This window comes from Streptomyces sp. NPDC048623 (assembly GCF_040650755.1).
GTDB lineage: Bacteria > Actinomycetota > Actinomycetes > Streptomycetales > Streptomycetaceae > Streptomyces.
The window spans coordinates 146,665-173,107 of the sequence record NZ_JBEZHV010000009.1; the positions used below are offsets into that span (position 1 = coordinate 146,665).

Consider the following 26,443-nt stretch of genomic DNA (forward strand, 5'->3'; position numbering starts at 1 on the left):
ACAAAGAAGCAGCGGCCTCTGTGCACCTGGGATGCACAGAGGCCGCTCTTGTGTCCGGTCGACGCCGGGGGACAGGCCCGGCGGCGGGGGTCCGGGGGACAGGCCCGGAGGTTCCGCTATTCGACCGTGACGGACTTGGCCAGGTTGCGCGGCTTGTCGATGTCGCGGCCCATGGCGAGCGCCGTGTGGTAGGCCAGGAGCTGGAGCGGGATGCCCATCAGGATCGGGTCCAGCTCGTCCTCGTTCTTCGGCACGACGATGGTGTGGTCGGCCTTCTCCTGCGGCTGGTGCGCGACCGCGAGGATGCGGCCGCTGCGGGCCTTGATCTCCTCCAGGGCGCCGCGGTTCTTCTCCAGGAGGTCGTCGTCGGGGACGATGGCGACCGTCGGCAGGGCCGGCTCGATGAGGGCGAGCGGGCCGTGCTTCAGCTCGGAGGCCGGGTAGGCCTCGGCGTGGATGTAGGAGATCTCCTTCAGCTTGAGGGAGGCCTCCAGGGCGACCGGGTAGCCCCGGACACGGCCGATGAACATCATCGACTGGGCGCCCGCGTACTCCTTGGCCAGCTTCTTGATCTCGTCCTCGGACTTGAGGATCTCCTCGATCTGGCCGGGCAGCTTGCGCAGGCCCTCGATGATCCGCTTGCCGTCGGTGACCGACAGGTCGCGGATGCGGCCGAGGTGCAGGGCGAGCAGCGCGAAGGCGACCACCGTGTTGGTGAAGCACTTGGTGGAGACGACGCAGACCTCGGGGCCGGCGTGCACGTACATGCCGCCGTCCGCCTCGCGGGCGATCGCGGAGCCGACGACGTTGACGACGCCGAGGACCCGCGCGCCCTTGCGCTTGAGCTCCTGCACGGCGGCGAGCACGTCGTAGGTCTCGCCGGACTGGGAGACGGCGATGTAGAGGGTGTCGGGGTCCACGACCGGGTTGCGGTAGCGGAACTCCGAGGCCGGCTCGGCGTCGGCGGGGATACGGGCCAGGGACTCGATGAGCCCGGCGCCGATGAGACCGGCGTGGTACGAGGTGCCGCAGCCGAGGATCTTGATCCGGCGGATGGTGCGGGCCTCGCGCGGGTCCAGGTTCAGGCCGCCCAGGTGCACGGTGGAGAAGCGGTCGTCGATCCGGCCGCGCAGCACGCGGTCGACCGCGTCGGGCTGCTCGGAGATCTCCTTGTGCATGAACGTGTCGTGGCCGCCCATGTCGTAGGAGGCGGCCTCCCACTCGACCGTCTCGGGGGTGGCCGTGGTGGAGGCGCCCGAGGTGGTGTACGTGCGGAAGTCGTCGGCCTTGAGGGTGGCCATCTCGCCGTCGTCGAGGGTGACGACCTGGCGGGTGTGGGCGATCAGGGCGGCGACGTCGGAGGCGACGAGCATCTCCTTCTCGCCGATGCCGAGGATGACCGGGGAGCCGTTGCGGGCCACCACGATGCGGTCGTTGAAGTCGGCGTGCATCACGGCGATGCCGTAGGTGCCCTCGATGTGCTTGAGCGCCTCGCGGACCCGCTCCTCCAGGGTCTCGGCCTGGGAGCGGGCGATGAGGTGGGTGATGACCTCGGTGTCCGTCTCGGAGGCGAAGACGACGCCCTCGGACTCCAGCTTGGCGCGCAGCTCGGCCGCGTTGTCGACGATGCCGTTGTGGACGACCGCGACCTTGTTCTCGGGGTCCAGGTGGGGGTGCGAGTTGATGTCGCTCGGGGCGCCGTGGGTGGCCCAGCGGGTGTGCGCGATGCCGGTGGTGCCGGTGAAGCGCTTGGGGACCTTGGCCTCCAGGTCACGGACCCGGCCCTTGGCCTTCACCATCTTCAGGCCGGAGGCCTTCGGGCTGGTGACGACCATGCCGGCCGAGTCGTAGCCGCGGTACTCCAGGCGGGCCAGGCCCTCCAGGAGCAGCGGGGCCACGTCGCGCTTACCGATGTAACCGACGATTCCGCACATAAAGGTGTTACCCCTCCAAGTTGGTGACAGGTGCTGCTCAGCCGTGGACGATCCGGGCGTCGAGGATTCAGCCGTAGACGATGCGGCGCAGCTGCCGCAGCGAGAGCTCTGGCGGTGCCACCGCGCGGTGCGGCAGCTCGGCCGCGATCCGCTCGAAGATCTCGGCGTTCACCGCCCCGCCGGACTGCAGCTCGCGGTGGCGGCGGCGGACGAACTCCTCGGTCGACTCGTCGAAGTACGCAAGGACGTCGAGGACCACCCGGGCGGCCTCACCGCGCTGGAGCGCGGTGCTGCGGACCAGATGGTCGATGAGGTCGTCATGCGACGGGCGGCGTTCGAGCACCCGTGAATACTGAGGGGTTCCAGGCGGTCCTGGCAACAATCCTGCCCGATTTCGGGCAACAGTGGTCATGATCACGCCGCCGGATGGGCTAATTGGTCTACACCTTGACCCTCGGCGGGGCAGACGGTACGCATGGCGACTGTCCGGATACGCAAAGCCCGCAGCCACACGTCCGCAGCCGTACGCCCGCAGCCGCATGCCTGTCGGTCCCACCGCCGGGCATCCCGTCGAAAGGGACCTGCCTGTGACTCCGCGCAGAACGCTTCCGCTCCTCCTCTCCTCCCTGCTGCTCGCCGCCGGCACCTCCTCCGGCGCGGGCGCCGCCGCCGAACCCGTCGTGCGCCCGCTCGGCGACGTCGTGCCCGCGCCCGCCTCCGTCACCCCGGGCGGGGAGCCGTACACGCTCACCAGGGCGACCTCCATCCGGGTCCAGCACGAGTCCCGCGAGATCGGCCGCTACCTCGCGGGGGTGCTCCGCCCCTCCACCGGCTATCCGCTGCCCGTCGTCGACGACCACGCGGCCGGCGGCGGCATCCTGCTCCGGCTCGACCGGCGCGCCACCGGTCTCGGCGACGAGGGCTACGAGCTGCGCTCCGGGCGCGCCGGTGTCGTCCTCACCGCCCACGCGCCCGCCGGGCTCTTCCGCGGCGTGCAGACCCTGCGCCAGCAGCTGCCCGCCGCCGTCGAGCGCCGCACCGTGCAGTCCGGGCCCTGGAAGATCGCCGGCGGCACCGTCACCGACACCCCGCGCTTCGCGTACCGGGGCGCGATGCTCGACGTCTCCCGGCACTTCTTCACCGTCGACCAGGTCAAGCGCTACATCGACCAGCTCGCCCTCTACAAGGTCAACAAGCTGCATCTGCACCTCAGCGACGACCAGGGCTGGCGCCTCGCCGTCGACTCCTGGCCCCGGCTCGCCGCGTACGGCGGCTCGACCCAGGTCGGCGGCGGCGCCGGCGGCTCGTACACCAAGGACGACTACCGGGAGATCGTCCGCTACGCCGCCTCCCGCTACCAGGAGGTCGTCCCCGAGATCGACATGCCCGGGCACACCAACGCGGCCCTCGCCTCCTACCCCGAGCTCAACTGCGACGGCGTCGCCCCGCCGCTCTACACCGGCACGAACGTCGGCTTCAGCTCGCTGTGCGTGCCGAAGGAGCGCACGTACGACTTCGTCGAGGACGTGATCCGCGAGCTCGCCGAGCTCACCCCCGGCCGCTACCTCCACATCGGCGGCGACGAGGCGCACTCCACCAGCCACGCCGACTACGCGGCCTTCATGGACCGGGTGCAGCCGCTCGTCGCCACGTACGGCAAGACCGTCATCGGCTGGCACCAGCTGACCGGCGCCAGGCCCGCGCCCGGCGCGCTCGCCCAGTACTGGGGGCTCGACCGGTCGTCGGCCGCCGAGAAGGAGCAGGTCGCGGCGGCCGGGCGGGCCGGGACCGGGATCATCCTGTCGCCCGCCGACCGGGCGTACCTCGACATGAAGTACACGAAGGAGACGCCGCTCGGGCTCTCCTGGGCGGGTTACGTCGAGGTGCGGCGCTCGTACGACTGGGACCCGGCGACCCTGCTGCCGGGCCTGCCCGAGGAGGCGGTCGCGGGCGTCGAGGCGCCGCTGTGGACGGAGACGATCTCGCAGAGCGCCCACATCGACCGGATGGCCTTCCCGCGGGTCGCGGGGATCGCCGAACTCGGCTGGTCGCCGGCCGCGAGCCACGACTGGGAGGCGTACCGGCTGCGGCTGGGCCGGCAGGGGCCGCGGCTCGACGCGCTGGGGATCGACTACTACCGCTCGCCGCAGGTGCCGTGGGTGTGACGGGCCGTTGAGCCAGGTGGCGCGCCTCTGGGTGCGGGGCCGGGGGCCGGTGCGGAGGCTGGCGGCATGCATGTGCCGCGAGGGGACGATTCCGCGCCGGAGCCCGCGCCACCGACGGCGAGTCTGCTCGCCAAGGCGGCGTACGTGGTGGCACCGGGGACCGCCGTCATCGGCCTGCTGTACTACTTCGGCAGCGTCTACACCGACGCCTACTACTCGTCCTTCGGCGTGCCGCCGACCGATCTCCAGCTCTCCGTCCAGGCGTACCTGGCCAAGAGCCCGGACGCGGTCTTCGGCCCGGTGTGGTTCCTGCTGGTCTGCGGACTGGTCGTGCTGCTGGTGCTCGGAAGGGTCGGCCACGTGCTGGCCCGCCCCGGGAAGGAGCGCCGGCGCCGCACGGTGTGCCGGTGGCTCCTCGTCGCCGGTCTCCTGATGGCGATGCTGGGATTCTGGGTGTTCTTCGGGCTGTGGATCCCGAACCCTCTCCCCGAAAGCTGGTGGGGGACCGAATACGTCCCGATCCTCGTGGTGGCCCTGGGGGCCACTCTGGCGTTCTTCGCCGTGCAGCAGCGGCTGCAGCGGAGCGCGCACGACTCGGGCGGACGGGACGAGACCGCCGAACGGATGTGGGCCGCGGGCGGTGCCCTGTTGATCGGGCTGCTGGCCATGAGCCTGTTCTTCGGCATGTCCCAGTACGTGGTCGCCGCGGGGGCGAGCGAAGCCCGGGATGCCATCAGAGACGGAAACACGGGCAGCCTGCCGGTGGTGGTCTACTCGCGCATCCCGATCGCGCACTCGGCGTCGGGCATCACATACAAGGACATGGGCGACGGCGCAGGGCCGTACCGGCACCGGTACATCGGATTCCTCCTGCTCGTGAAGGCCCCGTCCCGCTTCTACCTGGTCTCCCACACCGCGACGAACCGGAACTACATGACGGTCGTGCTGCCCGACGATGACACGGTGCGCGTGGCGCTGACCTCGGAGAGCTACTAGGGCTCGGGCTCGAACTCGGACTCGGTCGGTGGCTCGGTCGGTGGCTCGGTCGGCGGCTCGGTCGGGGTCTCGGTCGTCTCGGTGGGGGTCGGAGTGTCGGTCGTAGGCGAGATGGTGTCCGTGGGAGCATCCCCGACCGCCTCCCCGGCGAAGGGCGCGGTGAGTGTTTCACCCTGCGAGGTCTCGACGGTCAGCGTTCCGGTGTAGGACCCCTCCTCGTACGGTGTGATCTCGAGGTCCAGTTCGCACTCCGCGCCGGGGCTCAGCGTGCCGCCGCAGGTGCCGAGGCCGGCTGCTGCCGACACGCTCGCGGGGTCTTCCGTGGCAGCCTGCGGACCCGCGAAGTTCATGGGCTGGTCGGAGCTGTTGTGGACCTTCACCTTCACGTGCTTCGTCTCGCCGACCTTGGCGGTCGGCACGTGTGCGGGGGCGGCCTGTCCGCCACCCTTCCCCGGGAAGAGCGATGCCACGGTGTCGCCCGAATCCGGTGTCGGGCCCGTCGTCGGCGCCTCCGTGGTCTCCGACGTGTCACCCGACGTCATGGTGTCGGCCGTGTTCCCGCAGGCGGCGGTCGCGGCGAGGGCCAGGAGCAGTGCCGTGCCGGAGAGGCCACGGGCGATTCGAGTCTTCACGTGGTCAAGCTGACATGGCGACGCTGAGTAGTCGACGACCGTCGAGCGGTTACGCAGCGCAATCGCCTGATCGGAGGGGGGATGCCGGGCCCGGGCGGAGGACCGTACTCCGCCCCGGCCCGGCATCCGGTCTGCCGGCTCCCGCCGTCAGACGGCCGTCAGGCGAACCGTGCGATCGGGTTCACCAGGTCGCCGACCAGCTGGAGCGTGCCCGAGGGGTCTGTCAGGTCCACCATCTGCCGGTTGTCGCGCAGCTGGAGGCGGTTGAGCGCGGACAGGGCGAAGGTCTCCGCGAACATGTCGTACTGCCTGAACCGGTCCGCCAGCTCCGGCTTCCCGGCCTGGTAGTCCTTCACGCACGCGGCGACCGTCCGCCAGAAGTCGTCCTCGCCGACCACGCCCTCAGCTGCGAGCGTCGCGCCGAGGAAGCGGAAGAAGCAGTCGAAGACGTCCGTGAAGACGGACAGCAGCTTCATGTCCTCGGGGACCTCGGCGCGGATCCGCTCCACGGCCGGCGGAAGGACCGCGTCCGGGTCCATGACGCAGATCTCCTCGGCGATGTCCTTGAAGACCGCGCGCGACACCGCGCCCGTCTCGTCGAGGACCAGGATCACGTTCTCGCCGTGCGGCATGTAGACCAGGTCGTACGCGTAGAAGCTGTGCAGCACCGGTACGAGGTAGGCGTCCAGGTAGCGGCGCAGCCACTCCGTCGGCGCCAGGCCCGACTCCTTGACCAGGGCGCCCGCGAAAGATGCGCCCGCGTGGTCGGTGTGCAGCAGGGAGGCCATGGTCGCGAGCCGCTCGCCCTCGGCGAGGGAGGGCACGGGGGACTCGCGCCAGAGCGCGGCGAGCATCTTGCGGTAGGGCGAGTGGCGGTCGGTGGCCGCCTCGTACTCCAGATGCCGGTAGCCGACCGCCGCCCGCTCCCGGATGATCGAGAAGCGCGCCGCCCGCAGGGTCTCGTCGGCGTCGACCAGACCGGCCAGCCAGTCGTTGATGGCGGGCGTGGCCTCCATGTAGGCGGCCGAAAGACCGCGCATGAAGCCCATGTTGAGGACGGAGAGCGCCGTCTTCACATAGTGCTTGGCCGGGTCGGTGGTGTTGAAGAAGGTACGGATGGACTGCTGCGCCAGATACGTGTCCTCCCCCTCGCCCAGGTACACCAGGCGCTGCTGCGCCACCTCGGCGGCGAAGGTGACCGCCGTCTTGTTCCACCACTGCCAGGGGTGGACGGGGACGAGGAGGTAGTCGGCGAGGTCGAGGCCACGGGCGGCGAGGGTCGCGGCGAAGCCGTCGACGGCCGCGTCGCCGAGCTCGGCGCGGATGAAGCCCTCGTAGTCGATGCCGGCGCCGGCGGTGAAGGTGGCGCGGTCGCGGTGCGCGGCCAGCCACACCAGGCGGACGGGGGAGGCCGTCTCGGGGGCGTACGCGCGGTACGCGTCGAGACCGAAGCCGAGCCGTCCGTTGTTCGCGACGAAACAGGGGTGGCCCTCGGTCATCCCGGTCTCGATCGCCTGGAATCCGGCCCTCGCGAGGTCGGCCGAGCCGAGGCGCGGCTTGGCCGCCTTGTAGGCGGTGCCGGCCAGGGTGGAGGAGATCTCCTCCAGGTACACCGGCAGGATCTCGTCGCCGAGCCCGAGCGAGCCGCGCAGCTCGGTGATGAACTGCAGGGCGTCGAGGGGGAGTTCCTCGCCCTCCCGGTGCCGGCTGATCGACTCCGGGCGCACCTGCCAGTGGTCGAGCGCGAAGCGGTCGGCGGCGAAGCGGTACTCGGTGCGGCGGTCGTCGCTCAGCACCGCGTAGCGACCGTCGCCGAGCTCGCGCGGATCGAGCAGCCGCTCGTGGACGAACTCGGCGAGCGCCTTGCGGATCAGGGCGCGGTTGGCGTCGGCCCAGCGGGCGGGGGTGAGGTGGGCGACGGGGTTCATACGGAGGCTCCGACGGCGGTCTCGAACTGGGCGCGGGTGCAGAAGCTCAGCAGCGCCGTCTTCTCGGGCTTTCGTATCTCCCGGAGCGGAACGAATCCCACGGCCTCGTTGAGCGCGTGCACGGCCTTGTTCCGTACATCCGGCTCGACGACCACGCGGGCCGTCGCCGGATCGGCGAACAGCTCGCGCAATACGGCGGTGATCACCCTGCGGGTGAACCCGTGCACGGGCGTGTCGGAGGGGGCGACCAGGAAGTGCATGCCGACGTCGCCCGGCTGCGCCTCGTACAGGCCGACGAGCTCGACGCGCGCGGGGTCGTACCGCTCCATCAGGAAGGCGGGCTCCCCGTCGACCAGGCCGATGAAGGCGTCATGGTGCGGATGGGCCGCGATCGCCATGTACTCCCGCTCGACGTCCTGGAGCTTCGCGTCCTGCATCAGCCAGAACGCGGCCTTGGGGTGGGTGACCCAGGGGTGGATCAGCTCGGCGTCCTCGACGGGGTCGAGCGGGCGGATGCTGATCACGCTCGTCGTGCTCATGCCGCGAACTCCTGGAAGGCGATGGTCTTCTCGACGGGGTAGTACGCGGTGCCGAGCATCTCGGCGATGATGCACGCGTTCCGGTACGGGCCCATGCCCAGGTCCGGCGAGGTGATCGAGTGGGTGTGCACGCCGGCGTTCTGCAGGAAGACCCCGCGGCCGGTGGTGTCGATCGCGTAGTTGCGGGCGAGGTCGAAGCGCCCGTGCGAGTCGCGGCGGAGGCGGTCGCCGATGGGCTCCAGGAAGGCAGGGGCGGCGTACTTGTAGCCGGTGGCGAGGATCAGGCCCTCGGTGTCGATCCGGAAGTCCTTCTCCTGCTCCTCCTGCCGGAAGCCGAGCGCGTACGTGCCCGTCGTCTCGTCGTACGAGGCGGAGCGCAGCGCGGAGTTGGTGAGCAGGCGGGTGGGGGCGGGGCCCTCGGTGTTCTTCTGGTAGAGCAGATCGAAGATGTCGTTGATCAGGTCGCCGTTGATGCCCTTGAACAGGCCCTTCTGCTCCGACTCCAGGCGGTAGCGGGTCGGTTCGGGCAGGGCGTGAAAGTAGTCGATGTAGTCCGGAGAGGTCATCTCCAGGGTGAGCTTGGTGTATTCGAGCGGGAAGAAGCGCGGGGAGCGGGTGACCCAGTTGAGCCGGTATCCGTGGACGTCGATCTCGGACAGCAGGTCGTGGTAGATCTCGGCGGCGCTCTGGCCGCTGCCCACGATGGTGATCGACTTCTTCCGCTGGAGGGCCGCCTTGTTCGGCAGGTAGCCCGAGGTGTGGGTCAGGTCGCCGCCCAGGTCCGCGCAGGGCCCGGGGACGTACGGCGTGGTGCCGGTGCCGAGCACGAGGCGGCGGGCCCGGAACGTCTCGCCGGACGTGGTGGCCACCTCGTACAGCTCGCCGCTCTCGTCGTACGTGACCGAGCCGACCGTGGTCGAGAAGCGGATCGAGGAGAGCCTGGCGGCGGCCCAGCGGCAGTAGGCGTTGTATTCCGTCCGCAGCGGATAGAAGTTCTCGCGGATGTAGAACGAGTACAGCCGCCCCTTCTCCTTAAGGTAGTTGAGGAAGGAGTACGGGGAGGTCGGGTCGGCGAGGGTGACCAGGTCCGACATGAACGGCGTCTGGAGGTGGGCGCCGTCCAGGAACATGCCGGAGTGCCACTCGAAGTCCGGCTTGGACTCCAGGAACAGGCCGTTGAGCTCGGCGATGGGCTCGGTCAGGCAGGCGAGGCCGAGGTTGAACGGACCGAGACCGATGCCGATGAAGTCGTACGTGTCAGGCGTGGACAAGGTTCTCTCCCAGGTACTGCTCGGCGTGGCCGGCTATCAGATCGAGGACGGCGGCGATGTCGGCCACGGTCGTCTCGGGGTTGAGCAAGGTGAACTTGAGGTACTGGCGTCCGTCGACCTTCGTGCCCGCGACCACGGCCTCCCCGGAGGCGAACAGGGCCTTGCGGGCATGGAGGTTGGCGCGGTCGATCTCGGCGGGCGAGGTGACGTTCTCGGGGATGTAGCGGTAGACGAGGGTGGACAGCCGGGGCGCGACGACCACGTCGTAGCGCGGGTCGGCGGCGAGCAGCTCGAAGCCGGCCCGGGCCAGGTCGCAGACCTCGTCGAAGAGCCCGCCGATGCCGTCGGCGCCCATGACCCGCAGGGTCAGCCACAGTTTGAGGGCGTCGAAACGGCGGGTGGTCTGGAGGGACTTGTCCACCTGGTTCGGGACCTTCTCGGCCAGCGTGCGGCGCGGGTTGAGGTACTCGGCGTGGTACGTGGCGTGCCGCAGCGTGGCGCCGTCGCGGACCAGGACGGCGGACGAACTCACCGGCTGGAAGAAGGACTTGTGGTAGTCGACGGTGACCGAGTCGGCGTGCTCGATGCCGTCGAGGAGGTGGCGGCGGGCCGTCGAGGCGAGGAGCCCGCAGCCGTAGGCGGCGTCCACGTGCATCCACGCGCCGTACTCGGCGGCCAGGGCGGCGATCTCGGGCAGCGGGTCGATCGAGCCGAAGTCGGTGGTGCCGGCGGTGGCGACGATCGCCATCGGGACCAGGCCCTCGGCCCGGCAGGCCTCCAGCTCCGCGGCCAGGACCACCGACTGCAGGCGCTTCTCGCGGTCGACCGGGATGGGGACGACCGCGTCGCGGCCGAGGCCGAGCAGCTGCGCGGACTTCTGGACGCTGAAGTGGCTGCACTCGGAGGCGAAGACGCGCATGCGGGACAGGTCGGTGGTGCCGGACTCCTCGCGGGCGAGCAGCAGCGCCTGGAGGTTGGACTGGGTGCCGCCGCTGGTGAACACGCCGTCGGCGAGCGGGCCGAGGCCGATCCGGGCGGCGGTCCAGTCGATGAGCTTCCGCTCGATGAGGGTGCCGCCGGCGCTCTGGTCCCAGGTGTCGAGGGAGGAGTTGACGGCGGAGAGCACGGCCTCGCCGAGGACGGCGGGGATGACGACCGGGCAGTTGAGGTGCGCCAGGTAGCGGGGGTGGTGGAAGTAGACCGCGTCCCGCAGGTACACGTCCTCCAGCTCGTCGAGGGCGGCGGAGGCGTCGCCGAGCGGCCGGTCGAGGTCGACGGCGTCGACGACGGGGGCGAGTTCGGCCGGCGTGACTCCCGTGAACGGCCCGCGCGCCGTGGCGAGTTTCCTCGCCACCCGCTCGACTCCTTCGGTGACGGAACGTCGGTAGACGTCCGCCGTCGTGTCGTTGAGCAGGTGGGAGCGCATGTGGGGGCCTTCCGGGAGGGAACTCGGTCGGTGTAAGTAAGGTTAGCCTAACCTAAGTTTGAGCACGAGAAAGCCCCTCGACCCGGTTGAATCGAGGGGCGTTCGGCGAAGGGCCGATTTCGTGTGCCCTGGTTCTATGCGGCGGCGGCGGCCGGGGCGTCGGTCTGGGCATCCGCCTGGGCGTCGGTCTCCGTCTCGTCCGGGACCTCGCGCAGGGCATCCTCCGACAGTCCCTTGCGCCAATAGCCGACGAACGTCACCCGGCGCCGGTCCAGGCCCCGTTCGCGTACGAAATGGCGGCGCAGGGCCTTCACGGCGCCGGACTCGCCGGCGATCCATACATACGGGTCGGCGCCGGGCAGCCCCGCGCCCGCGACGGCCTCGACGGCGGACGGCGCGCCCTCCTCCCGTACGAGCCAGGTCACGGTCGCGTCCGCCTCCGTCGCGAGCTCCATCCGGTCGCCGGAGTGCGGGACGTCGAGGTAGACGTGCGCGCGGGTCCCGGCCGGCAGCCACTCCAGGATCGCGGAGGCGGCCGGCAGGGCCGTCTCGTCGCCCCAGATCAGCACCGAGTCGGCGTCGTCGGGGAGCCGGAAGCGCACGCCGGTGTTGTCGGCCACCGCCGGCCCGAGCACGACCACCCGGTCGCCGGGCTCGGCGCGCTGCGCCCAGCGGCAGGCGGGCCCGCCGTCCGCGTGCACGGCGAAGTCGATGTCGACCTCGGTGCGCCCGTCGGGTGCGGTGCGCTGCGCGCGGACGGTGTACGAGCGCATCACGGCCCGTACGTCGTGCGGCATCGCCCGGTAGGCGCCCAGGACCGCGTACATGTCCGGGTACGCGTCCGGGTCGTCGAGCGGCGGCAGGACCGGCGCGTCCTGTCCCGGGTGCGGCAGGAAGAGGGAGAGCGACTGGTCGCGTCCCCCGGAGGCGAAGCCCTTCAGGTGGTCTCCGGCGAGGTCGTCCCCGGCGAAGGTGACGCGGACCAGGGACGGGCCGAGCCGCCGCGTCCGGTCGACCTGGAGGGAGAAGAACTGGAACGGGGCGGTCTCGGCGTCGTTCGTCATGTCGGTCAGGCCACCTTCTTGGCGTTCTCGAGGGCCTTGGCCAGGTCCTCCAGGAGCGGGGCGCACTTGGCGTACGAGTAGACGGGCTCGGTCACGCGCGGGACCACCTGGCCGGCCTTCACGGCGGGCAGCGCGGCCCAGGTCGGCTTGGACTTCAGGGTCTCGGGCTGGAGGGCCGAGGTGCGGTTGTCGAGCATGATGACGTCGGCCTGGTACTTGTCGACGTTCTCCCAGCTGAGCAGCTCGAACCAGCCGGACGGGTCCAGCTTGTCCGGTACGACGAGGTTCACGCCGAGCTCCTGGAAGAAGAGGGTGTCGGTCGGGCGGACCGGGGTGGAGACGTAGAAGGTGTCGGGGGCGCCGGAGCCGATGAGGACCTTGATGTCCTTCTTCGCCTTCGCGGCCCTGCGGACCCGCTCGGCGGCGGCCTCGAAGCGAGCCTTGTCGGCCTTGATCCGCGCGCTCTGCGTGTCGGCGCCGAGGGAGGCGGCGAGGTCCGTGTGCCGCTGGAGCACGGCCGGCATGGACTTCCCGGCGGCCCACAGGGCGACGCTCGGCGCGATCTTGAGGATCTTGTCCTTCTGCTCCTCGGGGACGTACCAGAGGGCGTCCTTCTCCCACATGTCCGTGATGAGGACCTCGGGCTGGAGCTTGAGGTACTCCTCGATCCTGAACTCGCCCCAGACGTTGCCGAGGACGGTGACCTTGTCGATGTCGAGGTCACCGGCCTGGACGTCCGGCTTCCGCGTCTTCGTCCTGGCGTCCTCGACATAGGTCGGGCCGAAGACGCCCTTCACCTCGACGCCGAAGTCCTTGAGGGCGGCGGCCGTGCCGGTGAAGGCGACGATGTTCTTCGGGACGGACGGCGTCCTCACCGTCTGCCCCCGGTCGTCCTTGAACTCCCAGGCCCCGGACTTCCCGGCGGCGGCCGAGGACTTCGCGGCGTCTCCGCCCTTCGTGTCCTCGCCCCCGCACGCGGCGAGCGCGGCGCCGATCCCGAGGGCGCCGCCCGCGGCGAGCAGGCCGCGACGGGTGAGGGAGGTGGCTCGGACGGCGGTGCTGGGCATGGCGAAGTCGCTTTCGGTACGTGCCGGGGTCGGTCGGCGGCCGGGCAGGCGGGTAGGTCGAGGTAGGTTAGCCTCACCTTATTGAGGGCAGGTTAGCCTAACCTCACTACGATCAACAGGGGCGAGCAGCGAACGACGAAAGCCCGCCACCCCTGGTCGGAGTGGCGGGCTTCTTCGGGCGGGCTCAGAAACGGCCCGCCGAGTCGTGCTCGGCGGGCCGCGTCCACATCAACCGTCGACCAGGCGTCAGCCGGTCAGTCCCAGCTCGCGGGCGATCAGCATGCGCTGGACCTCGCTCGTGCCCTCGCCGATCTCCAGGATCTTGGAGTCGCGCCACATCCGGGCCACCGGGTACTCGTTCATGAAGCCGTAGCCGCCGTGGATCTGGGTCGCCTCGCGGGCGTTGTCCACGGCCACCGTCGACGAGTACAGCTTGGCCAGGGCCGCCTCCTTCTTGAAGGGCTCGCCGAGGACGAGGCGGGAGGCCGCGTCGCGCCAGCCGATGCGGGCCATGTGGGCGCGCATCTCCATGTCGGCGATCTTGAACTGGATGGCCTGGTTGTCGCCGATCGGGCGGCCGAAGGCGTGACGTTCCTTCGCGTACTTGACCGACTCGTCGACACAGCCCTGCGCGAGCCCGGTGGCCAGCGCGGAGATCGCGATGCGGCCCTCGTCGAGGATGCGGAGGAACTGCGCGTAGCCGCGGCCCTCCTCGCCGAGGAGGTTCTCGACCGGCACGCGCACGTCGTCGAAGGAGAGTTCGCGGGTGTCGGAGGCGTTCCAGCCGACCTTCGAGTAGGGCGCGGCGACCGTGAAGCCGGGCGTGCCCGAGGGGACGATGATCGAGGAGATCAGCGGGCGGCCGTCCGGCTTGCGGCCGGTCACCGCGGTGACCGTGACCAGGCCCGTGATGTCCGTACCGGAGTTGGTGATGAAGCACTTCGAGCCGTTGATGACCCAGTGGTCGCCGTCCCGGACGGCCGTCGTACGGGTGCCGCCCGCGTCCGAGCCGGCGCCCGGCTCGGTCAGGCCGAAGGCGCCCAGCATCTCGCCGGAGCACAGCTTCGGCAGCCACTCGCGCTTCTGCTCCTCGGTGCCGAAGAGGTGGAGCGGCATGGCGCCGAGCGAGACGCCCGCCTCCAGGGTGATGGCGACCGAGGAGTCGACGCGGGCCAGCTCCTCCAGGGCGATGCCGAGGGCGAGGTAGTCGCCGCCCATGCCGCCGTACTCCTCGGGGAACGGCAGGCCGAACAGGCCCATGCGGCCCATCTCGGCGACGATCTCGTACGGGAACTCGTGCCGCTCGTAGTAGTCGCCGATCTTCGGGGCGACCACGTCGTGGGCGAACGCCTCCACGGTGCGGCGGAGTTCCTCGTGCTCTTCGGAGAGCCGGTGGTCGAGGGACATGATCAGGACTCCTTGTGGGAGAGCGCTCGGACGGTACGGGACGGGCTCGGGCGGCCCAGATGGTCGGCCATCCACCCGCTCGTGGCGGTGAGGGCGGCCAGGTCGACCCCGGTCTCGATGCCGAGGCCGCGGAGCATCCACACCAGGTCCTCGGTGGCGAGGTTCCCGGTGGCGGACTTGGCGTACGGGCAGCCGCCGAGGCCGCCGGCGGACGCGTCGAAGACGGTGACGCCGTGTTCGAGGGCCGCGTAGGCGTTGGCGAGGGCCTGCCCGTAGGTGTCGTGGAAGTGCACGGCGATACGGGAGGTGGGCACGCCCGCCTCGTTGAGCGCCGTGAGCAGCGCCTTGACGTGGCCCGGGGTGGCGACGCCGATGGTGTCGCCGAGGCTCAGCTCGTCGCAGCCCATGTCGGCGAGGGCCTTGGTGACCCGGACGACCTGCTCGATGGGGACCGGGCCCTCCCACGGGTCGCCGAAGCACATCGAGAGGTAGCCGCGGACCCTGAGGCCGGCCTCGGCGGCGCGGGTGACGACGGGCGCGAACATGGCGAGCGCCTCGTCGACGGTGCGGTTGAGGTTGGCCTTGGCGAAGGACTCGGTCGCCGACGCGAAGACGGCGACCTCGCGGGCGCCGAGCGTGAGCGCCCGGTCCAGGCCGCGCTCGTTCGGCACGAGCACCGGGAGCCGTACGGGCAGATCCTTGACCTGCGGGAACAGGTCCTCGGCGTCGGCCAGTTGGGGGACCCACTTGGGGTGCACGAAGCTGGTCGCCTCGACCGTGGTGAGGCCCGCGGCGACGAGCCGCCGGATGAACTCCGCCTTCACGTCGGTCGGGACGGCCGTCTTCTCGTTCTGCAGCCCGTCGCGCGGCCCCACCTCGTGGATCCTCACCCGGGCCGGAAGCCCCGCCGCCGGCACGCTCATGGGCAGTCCGGTGGTCATGCGTCCTCCTCGTCGCGGGGCGTCACCACGGCCAGGACCTGGTCCATGGCGACGGTCGTGCCCGGCGTGACATCGAGTTCGGTGACGGTGCCGGCGTGCGGGGCGGAGATGACGTGCTCCATCTTCATCGCCTCGACGACCAGCAGGCTCTGCCCGGCCTCGACCTCGTCCCCGACGGCCACCTTCACGACGGTGACGGTGCCGGGCATGGGCGCGGCGAGCGTGTCGGCCCCGGCGTGCCGGGCGCCGGAGAGCGCGGCGGCGACGGGGTCGTGGTCGAGCACGTGCCAGGAGTGCCCGTCGCGGCCGAGCCAGAGCCCCTCCGGGGAGGGGGCGACGGTGAAGCGGTGGGTGACGCCGTCGAGATCAACCGTGATCAGCCCGCCCTCGGCGGCGACAGCCCGGGCGGTGGAGGGGGCCGCTGCGCGGGGCACGTTCCCCACCCCGCCCCTTCCCGAACCGGGGGCTCCGCCCCCGGGCCCCCGCGCCTCAAGCGCCGGCGAGGCCGGGGTTTCCCCCGGGAGGAGGATCTCCACGCCCCGCGTGGCAGCGCGGGTGCGGACCTCGACGGGGTCGTGGCCCGGGACCCTGAGGTGGTGGATCGTCCACGCCGGTGTTCCGCCGAGGCGCCAGCCGTCGGCGACCCCGAAGGGGTCCAGCCAGCCCTGGGCGGCAGCCCCGTCGCCCCCGGCAGGGTTTCGGGAAGGGGCGGGGCGGGGGAAGTCTCCCCGGGCGACGAGCGCCGCCGCCGCGTACACCTCCTCCGGGACCGACCCGTGGACCAGCGATTCCGCGTCCCGCTCCACCAGGCCCGTGTCGAGCTCGCCCGACACCACCTCTGGGTGGGCGAGGAGCTCGCGCAGGAAGCCCGCGTTCGTCGGGACGCCCAGGGTGACCGTGTCCGCGAGGGCCGCGCGCAGCTTGCGCAGGGCCGTCGGGCGGTCGGCGGCGTGGACGATGACCTTCGAGAGCATCGGGTCGTAGAGGCTGGACACCTCCGTGCCCTTGCTCAGGCCCGAGTCCGTGCGGACCCCGGAGCCCTGCGGCTCGCCGAGCGCCAGGACCGTGCCGCCGGACGGCAGGAAGCCGCGCGCCGGGTCCTCGGCGCAGATGCGCGCCTCGATCGCCCAGCCGTCGAGCCGGACGTCGTCCTGCCCGAAGGACAGCGGCTCGCCCGCGGCGACCCGCAGCTGCCACTCCACCAGGTCCAGGCCCGTGATGAGCTCCGTCACCGGGTGCTCGACCTGGAGACGGGTGTTCATCTCCATGAAGTAGTACGCGGCAGGGTCGCCGCCCGGCACGATGAACTCGACCGTGCCCGCGCCCACATAGCCGCAGGACCGCGCCGCCTCGACCGCCGCCGCGCCCATCGACGCCCGGATCTCCGGGGTCAGGAGGACCGACGGCGCCTCCTCGATGATCTTCTGGTGCCGGCGCTGGAGGGAGCACTCGCGCTCGCCCAGGTGCACCACGTTGCCGTGGGCGTCCGCGAGGACCTGGATCTCGATGTGCCGGGGGCGGTCGATCCAGCGCTCCACGAGGAGCGTGTCGTCGCCGAACGAGGACCGCGCCTCGCGCCGCGCCGCCGCGATCTCGTCGGCCAGGACGGCCAGGTCGCGGACGAGCCGCATGCCCTTGCCGCCGCCGCCCGCGCTCGGCTTGAGCAGCACCGGCGCGCCCAGTTCGTGCGCCGCGGCCTCGATCTCGGGGTCGGCGGCGCCGGGGACGACCGGGACGCCGGCCGCCTTCACCGTCTCCTTGGCCCGGATCTTGTCGCCCATCAGCGAGATCGCCTCGGCCGACGGGCCGATGAAGGCGAGCCCCGCCTCCGCGCAGGCGCGGGCGAAGGCCGCGTTCTCCGCGAGGAAGCCGTAGCCGGGGTGGACGGCCTGCGCGCCGGTGCGGCGGGCCGCGTCGAGCAGGGCGGGGACGGAGAGGTACGACTCCGAGGCCGGCGCGGGCCCGATCCGTACCGCCGTGTCCGCCTCCCGTACGTGCCGGGCGTCGGCGTCCGCGTCGCTGTAGACGGCGACCGAGCGCACGCCGAGCTCCCGCAGGGTGCGGATGACGCGGACCGCGATCTCGCCCCGGTTGGCGACGAGCACTGTGTCGAACAGCATGTTCCGAGGTCCCCTTACATCCGGAAGACGCCGAACTGGGGGTCACCCAGGGGCGCGTTGGCACAGGCGGTCAGGGCGAGGCCGAGGACCTGCCGGGTCTCCATCGGGTCGATGACCCCGTCGTCCCAGAGGCGGGCGGTCGCGTAGTAGGCGTTGCCCTGGGTCTCGTACTGCGCGCGGATCGGCTCCTTGAAGGCCGCCTCCTCCTCGGCGCTCCACGCGTCGCCGAGCTGGTCGCGCTTGACCGTGGCGAGCACGGACGCGGCCTGCTCGCCGCCCATGACCGAGATCTTGGCGTTGGGCCACATCCACAAGAATCGCGGGGAGTACGCCCGCCCGCACATCGAGTAGTTGCCCGCGCCGTACGAACCGCCGATCACCACCGTCAGCTTCGGCACGCGCGTGGTGGCCACGGCCGTCACCATCTTGGCGCCGTGCTTGGCGATGCCGCCGTGCTCGTACGCCTTGCCGACCATGAAGCCGGTGATGTTCTGCAGGAACAGCAGCGGGATGCCGCGCTGGTCGCACAGCTCGATGAAGTGCGCGCCCTTCTGGGCCGACTCGGCGAACAGGATGCCGTTGTTGGCGACGATGCCGACCGGGTGCCCGTGGATCCGGGCGAAGCCGGTGACCAGGGTCTGCCCGTACTCGGACTTGAACTCCTGGAAGCGGGAGGCGTCCACGATCCGCGCGATCACCTCGCGCACGTCGTACGGGGTGCGGGAGTCCACCGGCACCGCGCCGTACAGGCCCGCCGGGTCGACCTTCGGCTCCTCGGCCGGCTCGACCTTCCAGGGCAGCGGGCCGCGCTCGGGGAGGGTCGCGACGATGTTGCGGACGATGCGCAGCGCGTGGGCGTCGTCCTCGGCGAGGTGGTCGGTGACGCCGGAGATCCGCGAGTGGACCTCGCCGCCGCCCAGCTCCTCGGCTGTGACGACCTCGCCGGTCGCGGCCTTCACCAGCGGCGGGCCGCCGAGGAAGATCGTGCCCTGGTCGCGGACGATCACGGCCTCGTCGCTCATCGCCGGGACGTACGCGCCGCCGGCCGTGCAGGAGCCCATGACGGCCGCGATCTGCGGGATGCCGGCGCCGGACATCCGGGCCTGGTTGAAGAAGATCCGGCCGAAGTGCTCGCGGTCCGGGAAGACCTCGTCCTGCATGGGCAGGAAGGCGCCGCCGGAGTCGACGAGGTAGAGGCAGGGGAGACGGTTCTCCAGCGCCACCTCCTGCGCGCGCAGGTGCTTCTTCACGGTCATCGGGTAGTACGTGCCGCCCTTGACGGTCGCGTCGTTGGCGACGATCACGCACTCGCGGCCGGAGACCCGCCCGATGCCCGCGATCACACCGGCGGCCGGGGCCTGGTCGCCGTACATCCCGTTGGCCGCGAGCGGGGCCAGCTCCAGGAACGGCGAGCCCGGGTCCAGGAGGGTGTCCACCCGGTCGCGCGGCAGCAGCTTGCCGCGCGCGGTGTGCCGCGCGCGGGCCTTCTCGCCGCCGCCGAGCGCGGCCGCCGCGAGCTGGGCGCGCAGGGTCGCCGCCAGCTCGTGATGGGCCGCCTCGTTGGCCTGCCAGGCCGGCGAGGCGGGGTCCGCCGCACTCGTCAGCACGGGTGCCTGCTGCATCCGTCGAGCTCCCTTGCTCGGTCGTCCGCTCGGTTAATGAGCGTTAACGTATGTCGGCAAGGTTAACGACCGCTAACCGGGTTGTCTAGAATTCCCTTCATGACCACGAGCCCCACGGCCGCGAGTGCGCGGACGGACGCCCCGACGCGACGCGAGCAGATCCTCAAGGAGGCGGCGCGTCTCTTCGCCGAGCGCGGCTTCCACGGGGTGGGGGTGGACGAGATAGGGGCCGCCGTCGGCATCAGCGGCCCCGGCCTTTACCGCCACTTCCCCGGCAAGGACGCGATGCTCGCCGAGCTGCTCGTCGGCATCAGCGAGCGGCTGCTCGACGGCGGCCGGCTGCGGGTCGCCGAGTCCGACGGCGACCCGCGCGCCGTGCTCCGCTCCCTCATCGACGGGCACATCGACTTCGCCCTCGACGACCGCCCGCTGATCACCCTCCACGACCGCGAGCTCGACCGCCTCAAGGACGAGGACCGCAAGCGGGTCCGCCAGCTCCAGCGGCAGTACGTCGAGCTGTGGGTCGCCGTCGTCCGCGACCTGTACCCGACGGCGGGGGAGTACGAGGTGCGCGCCGCCGTCCACGCGGTCTTCGGCCTGCTCAACTCCACCCCGCACCTGGGCACGCCACTGGGCCGCGAGGCGACGGAACGGCTGCTGCGGGGGCTGGCGCACGGGGCGTTCGGGGCGCTGGGGGCGGAGTAGGCGCCGGGGCCCGGGGCCTGGGGCCGACGCTCAGCAGTCCGACGGGTGTGACAGCAGTCCGCCGTACGGCAGGACCCTCGCGGTGAGCCGTCCGTGCAGCCGGTCCTCGGTGGTCCGGACATCGGTGAGCCAGTCGGCCGAGGTGAGGCGCTCCGCGTGTTCGGCGACCTCTTCGGGGGACAGAGCGCAGAAGGCGGCGACGTCGTCCAGGCGCAGCCCTTCGTCCTGGGCGTGTCCGAGCCGGCCGTCGGGCGAGATGTGGGCGGTGGTGTACAGGGCGAGGAGCCGGGTGGCGACCGGAAGCTTCTTCTTGCGGATCTTCCGGTCGCCCACCACCTTCTGGGCCCAGCCGGAGAGCCGCGTCCGGGCCAGTTTGCCGAGGTGGAGCGCGGTCGGCCGGTCGGGCAGCAGCTCGGGGACGGTGAACGCGGTGGGGTGCTCGGGCCGGGACGCCAGGACCTGTTCGACGGTGTCGGGCAGGTGCAGCCAGTCGGTGGCCACCAGCTCCGCCAGTACGCGTTCCGCGTCGGCCTGCAGCCAGCCGGTGAGGTCCTGCCCCGTGACGTTCCCCGCTCCGGTGCGGGCGGCTCGCAGGGCCAGCATGAGCACCGCGAGGTGCACCCCGGCGTCGCGTCGGGGCGCGTGCGTACGGACGTGGCCGAGCACGGTACGGCTCAGCTCGGCCTGTCCCCGGGTGAGCAGCCGCTCCACCGGCGGCACGTCGCCTCCCGCGGCACCGTCGGCCGGCGCGATGACGCGGCTGTCGCGCATCATGAGGGTGGTCTCCACGGCTTTGCGGGCCCGGTCCGCCTCCAGGAGCAGTTCCTTGTCGCCGGTGACGTCGCCCCACAGGGCGAACGCGCGGGCCTTGCGTTCGTGGAGTGCGGCCAGGAGGGTCAGGTCGGGCTCGGGGCACTGCTGGTAGGCGCGGAACGCGTCGCCGAGTTCGGCGAGTTCCAGACGGAGGACCTCGGGCTGGAGGTCGTGCGGCACGATCCGCTGCGCGATCTTCCCCGCGGGCTTCGGCGGCCGGGGCAGCCGCCTGCCGGGGGATGCGGTGCGGGCGCGGGGGAGGGAACGGGGACCTTGGGCCGGTGCCGGTGCCGAGGCCGAGGGTCCGGCGGCGGAGAGGGCCGGGGCGCGGTCGGAGAACGTCGCCGCCACAGGCCCGCCCTCGATGTCCGCTCCCGGAGTTCCCGGTGCTCCCGGTGTTCTCGGCGTTCCTGGCGCTCCGGGCGTTCCGGGCATCCCTGTCGCCCGGCCCGCCGCGGCCGGGCGCGGAGCGGTGGCCAGGACCCGGCAGCCGGGGATGGCGGCCGCGCAACGCGCGCAGGTCTCCGCGATCCGCCACAGCCGGCCGGCCCGGTCCGCGTACACCGACAGGACCACGGGGCCTTCGCAGTGCGCGACGTCGGATGCCGGGCGGCCCGTACGTGCCGTGGCCGGGGTGTGCCACGCGCACCCGGCGGCACGGCAGCCGCACCACGCCGCTCCCCGCGGCCCGCCGTCCGCGCGGATGCGGGCCAGGTGCGCGTTGACGTGTTCGACGGCGGCCCTGCGTCCATCGGCGGTGCTCGGCAGACGCTCATCGGGGCAGGACGGGCGGGAACAGGAGAGCCGGACCGCGACCGTCGGCGGACGCCCGTCGGGGTCCAGGCGCACCACCCACACCCGCCCCACCGTCCCGGCCTCCTCCCGCGTGCCGGCCTTCACAGTCATATGTACTCCCAGTCCCCGTTCGGCTACAGACTGTTCCTATCATCGGGGGGAGACGGGGGTACAGGGAAACCGGGGAACGGGCCGGGCTCTTCGAGGGGGTTCACTCGACTCGGTGCGCCGGTCCGGGCGAGGGGGAGATCCGGGCGTGGGGGAGGTCCGGGCCCAAGTGCGGCCGCCGCCCGGCAGAATGGGGGCCATGCCGATACTCAGCCGCGCCGACCTCGTCGAGCACCTCGTCCGGAGCCGTATCGCCGGAGACGTCGCCACCCCGCGCGACAACAACCTTAGCCACTACCGCAAGCTCGCCAACGGCGACCGGCACTACTGGTTCGGCCTCGAGTTCGGCGACCGGTGGACGGACGAGCAGGACGTGCTCGCCGTCATGGCCGAGCGCTGCGGCGTCGTCGACGACCCGGCGCACCGCACCGGGCAGGACACCATCGACCCCGAGCTGACCGTGGCCGCCCTCGACCGGATGGCCGCGCGGCTCGCCAAGGCCGCCGCCGCGAAGGAGCGGGTGCTGTTCGCGACCGGCCACCCCGGCTCGCTGATCGACGCGCACAGCCGCGTCGCCGCCGCGCTGCGGGCCCGCGGCTGCGACATCGTCCGGATCCCCGGCGGGCTCACCGCCGACGAGGGGTACGTGGTGCAGTTCGCCGACGTCGCCGTCTTCGAGCGCGGCGCCAGCCTGTGGCACACCCACTCCCCGGAGCCGATGAACGCGATCCTGGACGGCCTGGAGGCCCTCGGCGAGCCCGCGCCGGACCTGGTCGTCGCCGACCACGGCTGGGCCGGCCGCGCGGCCCAGCGCGGCCTGGAGTCCCTGGGCTACGCCGACTGCAACGACCCGGCCCTCTTCCTCGCCGAGGCCGAGGGCACGATGCAGGTCACGATCCCCCTGGACGACCACGTCGTGGACCCGCGCTACTACGAGCCGATGACGGCGTACGTACTGGACGCGGCGGGGTTGACGACCGCCTGACGACCGGCTGACGGGGGCCGCGCGTGGTCACGTCGGCGACGTCGGCGACGCGTCCGGCGTCAAAAGCAGGCCGCGGCCGCGTCGGCCGAGCGAGTCAGGTGCTAGGGCGCCCCACCCGGGGCGCCCGGCCCCCGCTCAGTCGCGTCGCGGGACGCGGACGACGCCCTCCTGGATGACGGAGATCGCGAGCCGTCCGTCCTGCGTGTAGATCCGGGCCTGGCCCAGGCCGCGGCCGCCCGACGCCGTCGGCGACTCCTGGCCGTAGAGCAGCCACTCGTCCGCCCGGAACGGGCGGTGGAACCACATCGCGTGGTCGAGCGAGGCGCCCACGACGTCACCGACCGCCCAGCCGCCACGTCCGTGCGCGAGCAGGATCGAGTCGAGCAGCGTCATGTCGGAGACGTAGGTGGCGAGGACGACATGCAGCAGCGGGTCGTCGGCGAGCTTGCCGTTGGTGCGGAACCAGACCTGCGAGCGCGGCTCGCGCGGCTGCCCGACCGTGCCCCACGGGGGCGTCTCGGCGTACCGCAGGTCGACCGCGGCCCGGGCCCCGATCAGCCGGTCCGCGACCTCGCGGGGGAGGTGCCGGGGCAGCATCTCGGCCGCCGTCGGCAGGGTCTCGGGGTCCGGCGCGGGCGGCATGTCGGCCTGGTGGTCGAGCCCCTCCTCGTACGTCTGGAACGACGCCGAGAGGTGGAAGATCGGCTGCCCGTGCTGGACGGCGACCACCCGGCGGGTGGTGAAGGACCGCCCGTCGCGGATCCGGTCGACGCTGTAGACGATCGGCGCGCCCGGGTCCCCGGGGCGCAGGAAGTACGCGTGCAGGGAGTGCGCGAGGCGGTCCTCGGGGACCGTCCGGCCCGCCGCCACCATCGCCTGGGCGGCCACCTGGCCGCCGAAGACGCGGGGGACGATCGTGGCACGGGACTGCCCGCGGAAGATGTCCCGCTCGATCCGCTCAAGGTCGAGCAGATCGAGCAGGTCATCCAGTGCGTTGTGCTCGTCGGGCACTTACAGGCCCATCGACTTGGCGATGATCGACTTCATGATCTCGCTGGTGCCGCCGTAGATGCGGTTGACGCGGTTGTCGGCGTACAGGCGGGCGATCGGGTACTCGTTCATGTAGCCGTAGCCGCCGTGCAGCTGGAGGCAGCGGTCGATCACGCGGTGCGCGACCTCGGTGCAGAAGAGCTTGGCGGAGGCGGCCTCGGCCGGGGTCAGCTCGCCCGCGTCCAGGGCCTCCAGGGCGCGGTCGGCGACGGCCTCGGCCGCGTCCACCTCGGCCTGGCAGGCGGCCAGCTCGAACTTGGTGTTCTGGAAGTGCGCGACCGGCTTGCCGAAGACGGTGCGCTCGGTCACGTACTGCTGGGCGAACCGCACGGCGGCCTTGGCCTGCGCGTACGCACCGAAGGCGATGCCCCAGCGCTCGGAGGCGAGGTTGTGGCCGAGGTAGGAGAAGCCCTTGCCCTCCTCGCCGAGCAGGTCCTCGACCGGCACCTTGACGTCGACGAACGCGAGCTCGGCGGTGTCGGAGGTGCGCAGGCCCAGCTTGTCCAGCTTGCGGCCGATGGAGTAGCCCTCGGACTTGGTGTCCACGGCGAAGAGGGAGATGCCGAAGCGGCGGTCCTCGGCCGACGGGGCGGAGGTGCGGGCGCAGACGATCACGCGGTCGGCGTGGACGCCACCGGTGATGAAGGTCTTGGCGCCGTTGAGGACGTAGTGGGTGCCGTCCTCGGAGAGCTTGGCGGTGGTCTTCATGCCCGCGACGTCGGAGCCGGTGCCCGGCTCGGTCATCGCCAGCGCCCACATCTCCTCGCCGGAGACGAACTTCGGCAGGTAGCGCTTCTTCTGCTCGTCGGTGGCGAGCATCTTGATGTACGGGAGGGCGAGCAGCACGTGCACGCCGGAGCCGCCGAAGGCCACGCCCGCGCGGGAGGTCTCCTCGTACAGGACGGCCTCGAACTTGTGCGTGTCCAGACCGGCGCCGCCGAACTCCTCCGGCACGTTGATGCCGAAGACGCCCAGCTCACCGAGCTTGTAGTAGAAGTCGCGGGGCGCCTGGCCGGCGGCGAACCACTCGTCGTAGACGGGGACGACCTCGGCCTCGATGAAGGCCCGGATGGTCTCCCGGAACGCCTCGTGGTCCTCGTTGAATACGGTACGGCGCACGAGCCGCCTCCTTCGGGTCCTGTCCTGGTCTGTCCGGCGTCAGTCCGGCACGCAGCACTTGTCTAAGCGCTTGCTCAGTCCAAGTTACCGGTCGGTTGTTGAAAGTGTCCATAGTGACGCCGCGCACGCTGCCCCCGCCTCGGCTCGGGTCGCCGGGCGCCGAGGGCGAACCACAGCTCCATGCGTACGTCCGGGTCGTCCAGGTCGCGGTCGAGGAGGGCCGCGATCCGGGCGATGCGCTGGCGGACGGTGTTGCGGTGGATGTCCATGGCCACCGCCGTCCGGTCCCAACTGCCGTGCAGGGAGAGCCAGGTGCGCAGGGTCTCGGCCTGCGCCTCGGTGAGGGGAGCGAGCAGCACGCGCGCGTACGAGGCGGCCTCGGCCGGGTCGACCAGCCCGGCCAGGCCGTTCGTACGCTGGCGCGCCAGAGGCGTACGGGTCGCCTCCGCGCGGCGCAGGGCGCGGGCCGCCTGGGTGTCGGCGGCGGCGAGGGCGGCCGGTTCGGCGGGGGCGCTGACGCCGAGGGTCCAGCCGGGCTGGGCGGTGACGGCGGTGGAGGCGGGGAGCAGCAGCCGTACGACCCCGGGGCGAGCCTCCCCGGCACCCGGGCCGTCGCCGGGGCGAGCCTCCCCGGCCCCCGGATCGTCGCCGGGGCGAGTCTCCCCGGCACCCGGGTCCGCCAGCGGTGTCCCGAGCGCCGCCGCCAGGCTCGCCGCCGCGAACGGGGTGCCGTCGCCGCCCCGCGCGTGGACCACCGTCCACGGCCCCGGGCCGAGCGCACGTGCCACCTCCGCCACCGGCGCGCCGAGCAGCAGCCGGACCAGGGCCCCGTCCCGTACCGACACGTCGGCGCCCCGGTGCGGCGCGGTGAGCAGGGAGAGCAGGACGACGGCGACCCCGGTGATGGTGTGGTCGCCCGGCTCGCGCCGCTCGGTCGCGATCCCCAGGGTCATGCCGTCGCCGCCGCCCAGCGCGTACGCGGCGAGCCGCAGCCCGCCGCCGTCCCCGCTCGCGGAGGCGGGGCCGCCGCCGGGGCGGGGCCCGACCAGGTCCGCGAGGCCGGCGAGGGCCCGGGCCGCCTCCGGCGGGATCTCGCGGCCGGCCGCCGCCGACTCCGTACCGCCGCCCGGTCCAGGGCCGTACAGAACCGCGCGCCCGCCGAGCCGGGAGGCGAGCGCGCCGAGCACGGCCGGCACCGGGGCCGGGCGGGCGGCGGCGGTCGCCAGGGACTGCTGGGCCTCGCTCACCCGGCGCAGCTCGTGCAGCCGGGCCTCCGCCATCAGCCGCCACAGCGCCCGGGCCACCGCCGTGAACGGCGTCTCGGGCGGCACCTCGATCAGCGGAAGGCCGAGGCGTTCGCAGGCCTCGACGAGCGCGGCCGGCACCCTGTCGTACACCGGCGTCACGCCGAACCCGAGCGCCGCCGCGCCCGCCTCCACCACCCGCTCCACGAACCGCGCCGGGTCGGTGAGCTGCACGCCCGCCGTGAGCAGCAGCTCGCCGCCGAGCAGATACGGGTACGGGTCGGCCATCTCCGAGGCGTGCACCCAGTGCAGCGGTACGTCTCCGGGCCCGGCGAGCAGCCGGAGCCCGAGGTCCCGCCGGGCGAGCAGCGCGGCGAGCGGGACGGGGGAGGTGGGGGGCGCGGTCTCCGGCGCGGCGGGCGTGGTCATGGATCCTTCGTACACCACACGGCCGTACTGTGGAGGAAACGCACACTTCTCCGCCGCTGTCCGGACCCCTACTGTCGAGTCGC

At 72.0% G+C, this 26,443-nt stretch carries 21 protein-coding genes; 4 read left to right on the plus strand and 17 right to left on the minus strand.

Features of this window, described 5'->3' with window-relative positions; all coding sequences use genetic code 11:
• Positions 1-116: 116 nt before the first annotated feature.
• Positions 117-1,934: a glutamine--fructose-6-phosphate transaminase (isomerizing) gene (gene glmS / locus AB0C73_RS15935; protein ID WP_362529689.1), complete on the minus strand. Its 1,818-nt coding sequence runs from the start codon at positions 1,932-1,934 to the stop codon at positions 117-119.
• Positions 1,935-2,001: 67 nt separating this feature from the next.
• Positions 2,002-2,277 (minus strand): hypothetical protein, encoded by a 276-nt coding sequence (locus tag AB0C73_RS15940; RefSeq protein WP_362529692.1) that lies wholly within the window; start codon positions 2,275-2,277, stop codon positions 2,002-2,004.
• Between the two features lie 244 nt (positions 2,278-2,521).
• Between AB0C73_RS15940 and AB0C73_RS15945 the strand changes: the two genes are divergently transcribed.
• Complete coding sequence (locus AB0C73_RS15945; RefSeq protein ID WP_362529695.1) at positions 2,522-4,099, plus strand: beta-N-acetylhexosaminidase; 1,578 nt, start codon at positions 2,522-2,524, stop codon at positions 4,097-4,099.
• 66 nt (positions 4,100-4,165) lie between these two features.
• Positions 4,166-5,095, plus strand: a complete 930-nt coding sequence (locus AB0C73_RS15950) for a hypothetical protein (protein ID WP_362529698.1) — start codon at positions 4,166-4,168, stop codon at positions 5,093-5,095.
• Here AB0C73_RS15950 and AB0C73_RS15955 read toward each other — a convergent pair.
• The 11 genes from AB0C73_RS15955 to AB0C73_RS16005 all read right to left on the minus strand — a co-directional run bounded on the left by AB0C73_RS15955 (position 5,092) and on the right by AB0C73_RS16005 (position 19,112).
• Complete coding sequence (locus tag AB0C73_RS15955) at positions 5,092-5,727, minus strand: hypothetical protein (protein ID WP_362529701.1); 636 nt, start codon at positions 5,725-5,727, stop codon at positions 5,092-5,094. The two genes, AB0C73_RS15950 and AB0C73_RS15955, sit on opposite strands and share 4 nt — an antisense overlap.
• Before the next feature lie 158 nt (positions 5,728-5,885).
• A complete protein-coding gene (locus AB0C73_RS15960; RefSeq protein WP_362529703.1) occupies positions 5,886-7,655 on the minus strand; it encodes an IucA/IucC family siderophore biosynthesis protein in 1,770 nt (589 codons plus the stop codon).
• Positions 7,652-8,194: a GNAT family N-acetyltransferase gene (locus AB0C73_RS15965; RefSeq protein WP_362529706.1), complete on the minus strand. Its 543-nt coding sequence runs from the start codon at positions 8,192-8,194 to the stop codon at positions 7,652-7,654. Before AB0C73_RS15965 ends, AB0C73_RS15960 begins: the two co-directional genes overlap by 4 nt.
• The gene (locus tag AB0C73_RS15970) at positions 8,191-9,465 is read right to left on the minus strand and encodes a SidA/IucD/PvdA family monooxygenase (RefSeq protein WP_362529708.1); all 1,275 of its coding nucleotides are present in this window, start codon (positions 9,463-9,465) and stop codon (positions 8,191-8,193) included. The genes AB0C73_RS15965 and AB0C73_RS15970 overlap by 4 nt, the downstream gene beginning before the upstream one ends.
• On the minus strand, positions 9,452-10,891 hold the full coding sequence (locus tag AB0C73_RS15975; RefSeq protein ID WP_362529711.1) for an aspartate aminotransferase family protein: 1,440 nt from the start codon (positions 10,889-10,891) through the stop codon (positions 9,452-9,454). The genes AB0C73_RS15970 and AB0C73_RS15975 overlap by 14 nt, the downstream gene beginning before the upstream one ends.
• A gap of 134 nt (positions 10,892-11,025) precedes the next feature.
• On the minus strand, positions 11,026-11,955 hold the full coding sequence (locus AB0C73_RS15980; protein ID WP_362529714.1) for a siderophore-interacting protein: 930 nt from the start codon (positions 11,953-11,955) through the stop codon (positions 11,026-11,028).
• A gap of 5 nt (positions 11,956-11,960) precedes the next feature.
• Complete coding sequence (locus AB0C73_RS15985) at positions 11,961-13,022, minus strand: ABC transporter substrate-binding protein (protein ID WP_362529717.1); 1,062 nt, start codon at positions 13,020-13,022, stop codon at positions 11,961-11,963.
• A gap of 246 nt (positions 13,023-13,268) precedes the next feature.
• Positions 13,269-14,429, minus strand: a complete 1,161-nt coding sequence (locus AB0C73_RS15990) for an acyl-CoA dehydrogenase family protein (protein WP_362529720.1) — start codon at positions 14,427-14,429, stop codon at positions 13,269-13,271.
• A gap of 2 nt (positions 14,430-14,431) precedes the next feature.
• Positions 14,432-15,370 carry a hydroxymethylglutaryl-CoA lyase gene (locus tag AB0C73_RS15995; RefSeq protein WP_362529723.1) on the minus strand — a complete coding sequence of 313 codons (939 nt, stop codon included), beginning with the start codon at positions 15,368-15,370 and terminating at the stop codon, positions 14,432-14,434.
• Positions 15,367-17,490, minus strand: a complete 2,124-nt coding sequence (locus AB0C73_RS16000; RefSeq protein WP_362529726.1) for a biotin carboxylase N-terminal domain-containing protein — start codon at positions 17,488-17,490, stop codon at positions 15,367-15,369. Before AB0C73_RS16000 ends, AB0C73_RS15995 begins: the two co-directional genes overlap by 4 nt.
• A 14-nt stretch (positions 17,491-17,504) precedes the next feature.
• Complete coding sequence (locus AB0C73_RS16005) at positions 17,505-19,112, minus strand: carboxyl transferase domain-containing protein (RefSeq protein ID WP_362529728.1); 1,608 nt, start codon at positions 19,110-19,112, stop codon at positions 17,505-17,507.
• Between the two features lie 99 nt (positions 19,113-19,211).
• Between AB0C73_RS16005 and AB0C73_RS16010 the strand changes: the two genes are divergently transcribed.
• The gene (locus AB0C73_RS16010; RefSeq protein WP_362529731.1) at positions 19,212-19,817 is read left to right on the plus strand and encodes a TetR/AcrR family transcriptional regulator; all 606 of its coding nucleotides are present in this window, start codon (positions 19,212-19,214) and stop codon (positions 19,815-19,817) included.
• A 30-nt stretch (positions 19,818-19,847) separates the two neighbouring features.
• On the opposite strand, the gene AB0C73_RS16015 is transcribed toward AB0C73_RS16010, so the two are convergent.
• Entirely contained in the window at positions 19,848-21,536 is a 1,689-nt protein-coding gene (locus AB0C73_RS16015) for a hypothetical protein (protein WP_362529733.1), read from the minus strand.
• 187 nt (positions 21,537-21,723) lie between these two features.
• On the opposite strand from AB0C73_RS16015, the gene AB0C73_RS16020 reads away from it, so the two are divergent.
• Positions 21,724-22,518: a phosphatase gene (locus AB0C73_RS16020; RefSeq protein WP_362529992.1), complete on the plus strand. Its 795-nt coding sequence runs from the start codon at positions 21,724-21,726 to the stop codon at positions 22,516-22,518.
• 135 nt (positions 22,519-22,653) lie between these two features.
• On the opposite strand, the gene AB0C73_RS16025 is transcribed toward AB0C73_RS16020, so the two are convergent.
• The 3 genes from AB0C73_RS16025 to AB0C73_RS16035 form a co-directional block, all read right to left on the minus strand.
• Positions 22,654-23,529, minus strand: a complete 876-nt coding sequence (locus AB0C73_RS16025) for an acyl-CoA thioesterase II (RefSeq protein ID WP_362529736.1) — start codon at positions 23,527-23,529, stop codon at positions 22,654-22,656.
• On the minus strand, positions 23,530-24,687 hold the full coding sequence (locus tag AB0C73_RS16030; RefSeq protein WP_362529739.1) for an acyl-CoA dehydrogenase family protein: 1,158 nt from the start codon (positions 24,685-24,687) through the stop codon (positions 23,530-23,532).
• Positions 24,688-24,761: 74 nt separating this feature from the next.
• Positions 24,762-26,360: a PucR family transcriptional regulator gene (locus tag AB0C73_RS16035; protein WP_362529742.1), complete on the minus strand. Its 1,599-nt coding sequence runs from the start codon at positions 26,358-26,360 to the stop codon at positions 24,762-24,764.
• Between the last annotated feature and the right edge of the window lie 83 nt (positions 26,361-26,443).

Bases quoted from the DNA above. Each gene is read 5' to 3' on its own strand.
- AB0C73_RS16015 (WP_362529733.1), bottom strand. From the start codon at position 21,536: ATGACTGTGAAGGCCGGCACGCGGGAGGAGGCCGGGACGGTGGGGCGG.
- AB0C73_RS16005 (WP_362529728.1), bottom strand. From the start codon at position 19,112: ATGCAGCAGGCACCCGTGCTGACGAGTGCGGCGGACCCCGCCTCGCCG.
- AB0C73_RS16035 (WP_362529742.1), bottom strand. From the start codon at position 26,360: ATGACCACGCCCGCCGCGCCGGAGACCGCGCCCCCCACCTCCCCCGTC.
- AB0C73_RS16000 (WP_362529726.1), bottom strand. From the start codon at position 17,490: ATGCTGTTCGACACAGTGCTCGTCGCCAACCGGGGCGAGATCGCGGTC.
- glmS (WP_362529689.1), bottom strand. From the start codon at position 1,934: ATGTGCGGAATCGTCGGTTACATCGGTAAGCGCGACGTGGCCCCGCTG.
- AB0C73_RS15965 (WP_362529706.1), bottom strand. From the start codon at position 8,194: ATGAGCACGACGAGCGTGATCAGCATCCGCCCGCTCGACCCCGTCGAG.
- AB0C73_RS15990 (WP_362529720.1), bottom strand. From the start codon at position 14,429: ATGTCCCTCGACCACCGGCTCTCCGAAGAGCACGAGGAACTCCGCCGC.
- AB0C73_RS16010 (WP_362529731.1), top strand. From the start codon at position 19,212: ATGACCACGAGCCCCACGGCCGCGAGTGCGCGGACGGACGCCCCGACG.
- AB0C73_RS15995 (WP_362529723.1), bottom strand. From the start codon at position 15,370: ATGACCACCGGACTGCCCATGAGCGTGCCGGCGGCGGGGCTTCCGGCC.
- AB0C73_RS15950 (WP_362529698.1), top strand. From the start codon at position 4,166: ATGCATGTGCCGCGAGGGGACGATTCCGCGCCGGAGCCCGCGCCACCG.
- AB0C73_RS15960 (WP_362529703.1), bottom strand. From the start codon at position 7,655: ATGAACCCCGTCGCCCACCTCACCCCCGCCCGCTGGGCCGACGCCAAC.
- AB0C73_RS15980 (WP_362529714.1), bottom strand. From the start codon at position 11,955: ATGACGAACGACGCCGAGACCGCCCCGTTCCAGTTCTTCTCCCTCCAG.
- AB0C73_RS15975 (WP_362529711.1), bottom strand. From the start codon at position 10,891: ATGCGCTCCCACCTGCTCAACGACACGACGGCGGACGTCTACCGACGT.
- AB0C73_RS15985 (WP_362529717.1), bottom strand. From the start codon at position 13,022: ATGCCCAGCACCGCCGTCCGAGCCACCTCCCTCACCCGTCGCGGCCTG.
- AB0C73_RS16020 (WP_362529992.1), top strand. From the start codon at position 21,724: ATGGGGGCCATGCCGATACTCAGCCGCGCCGACCTCGTCGAGCACCTC.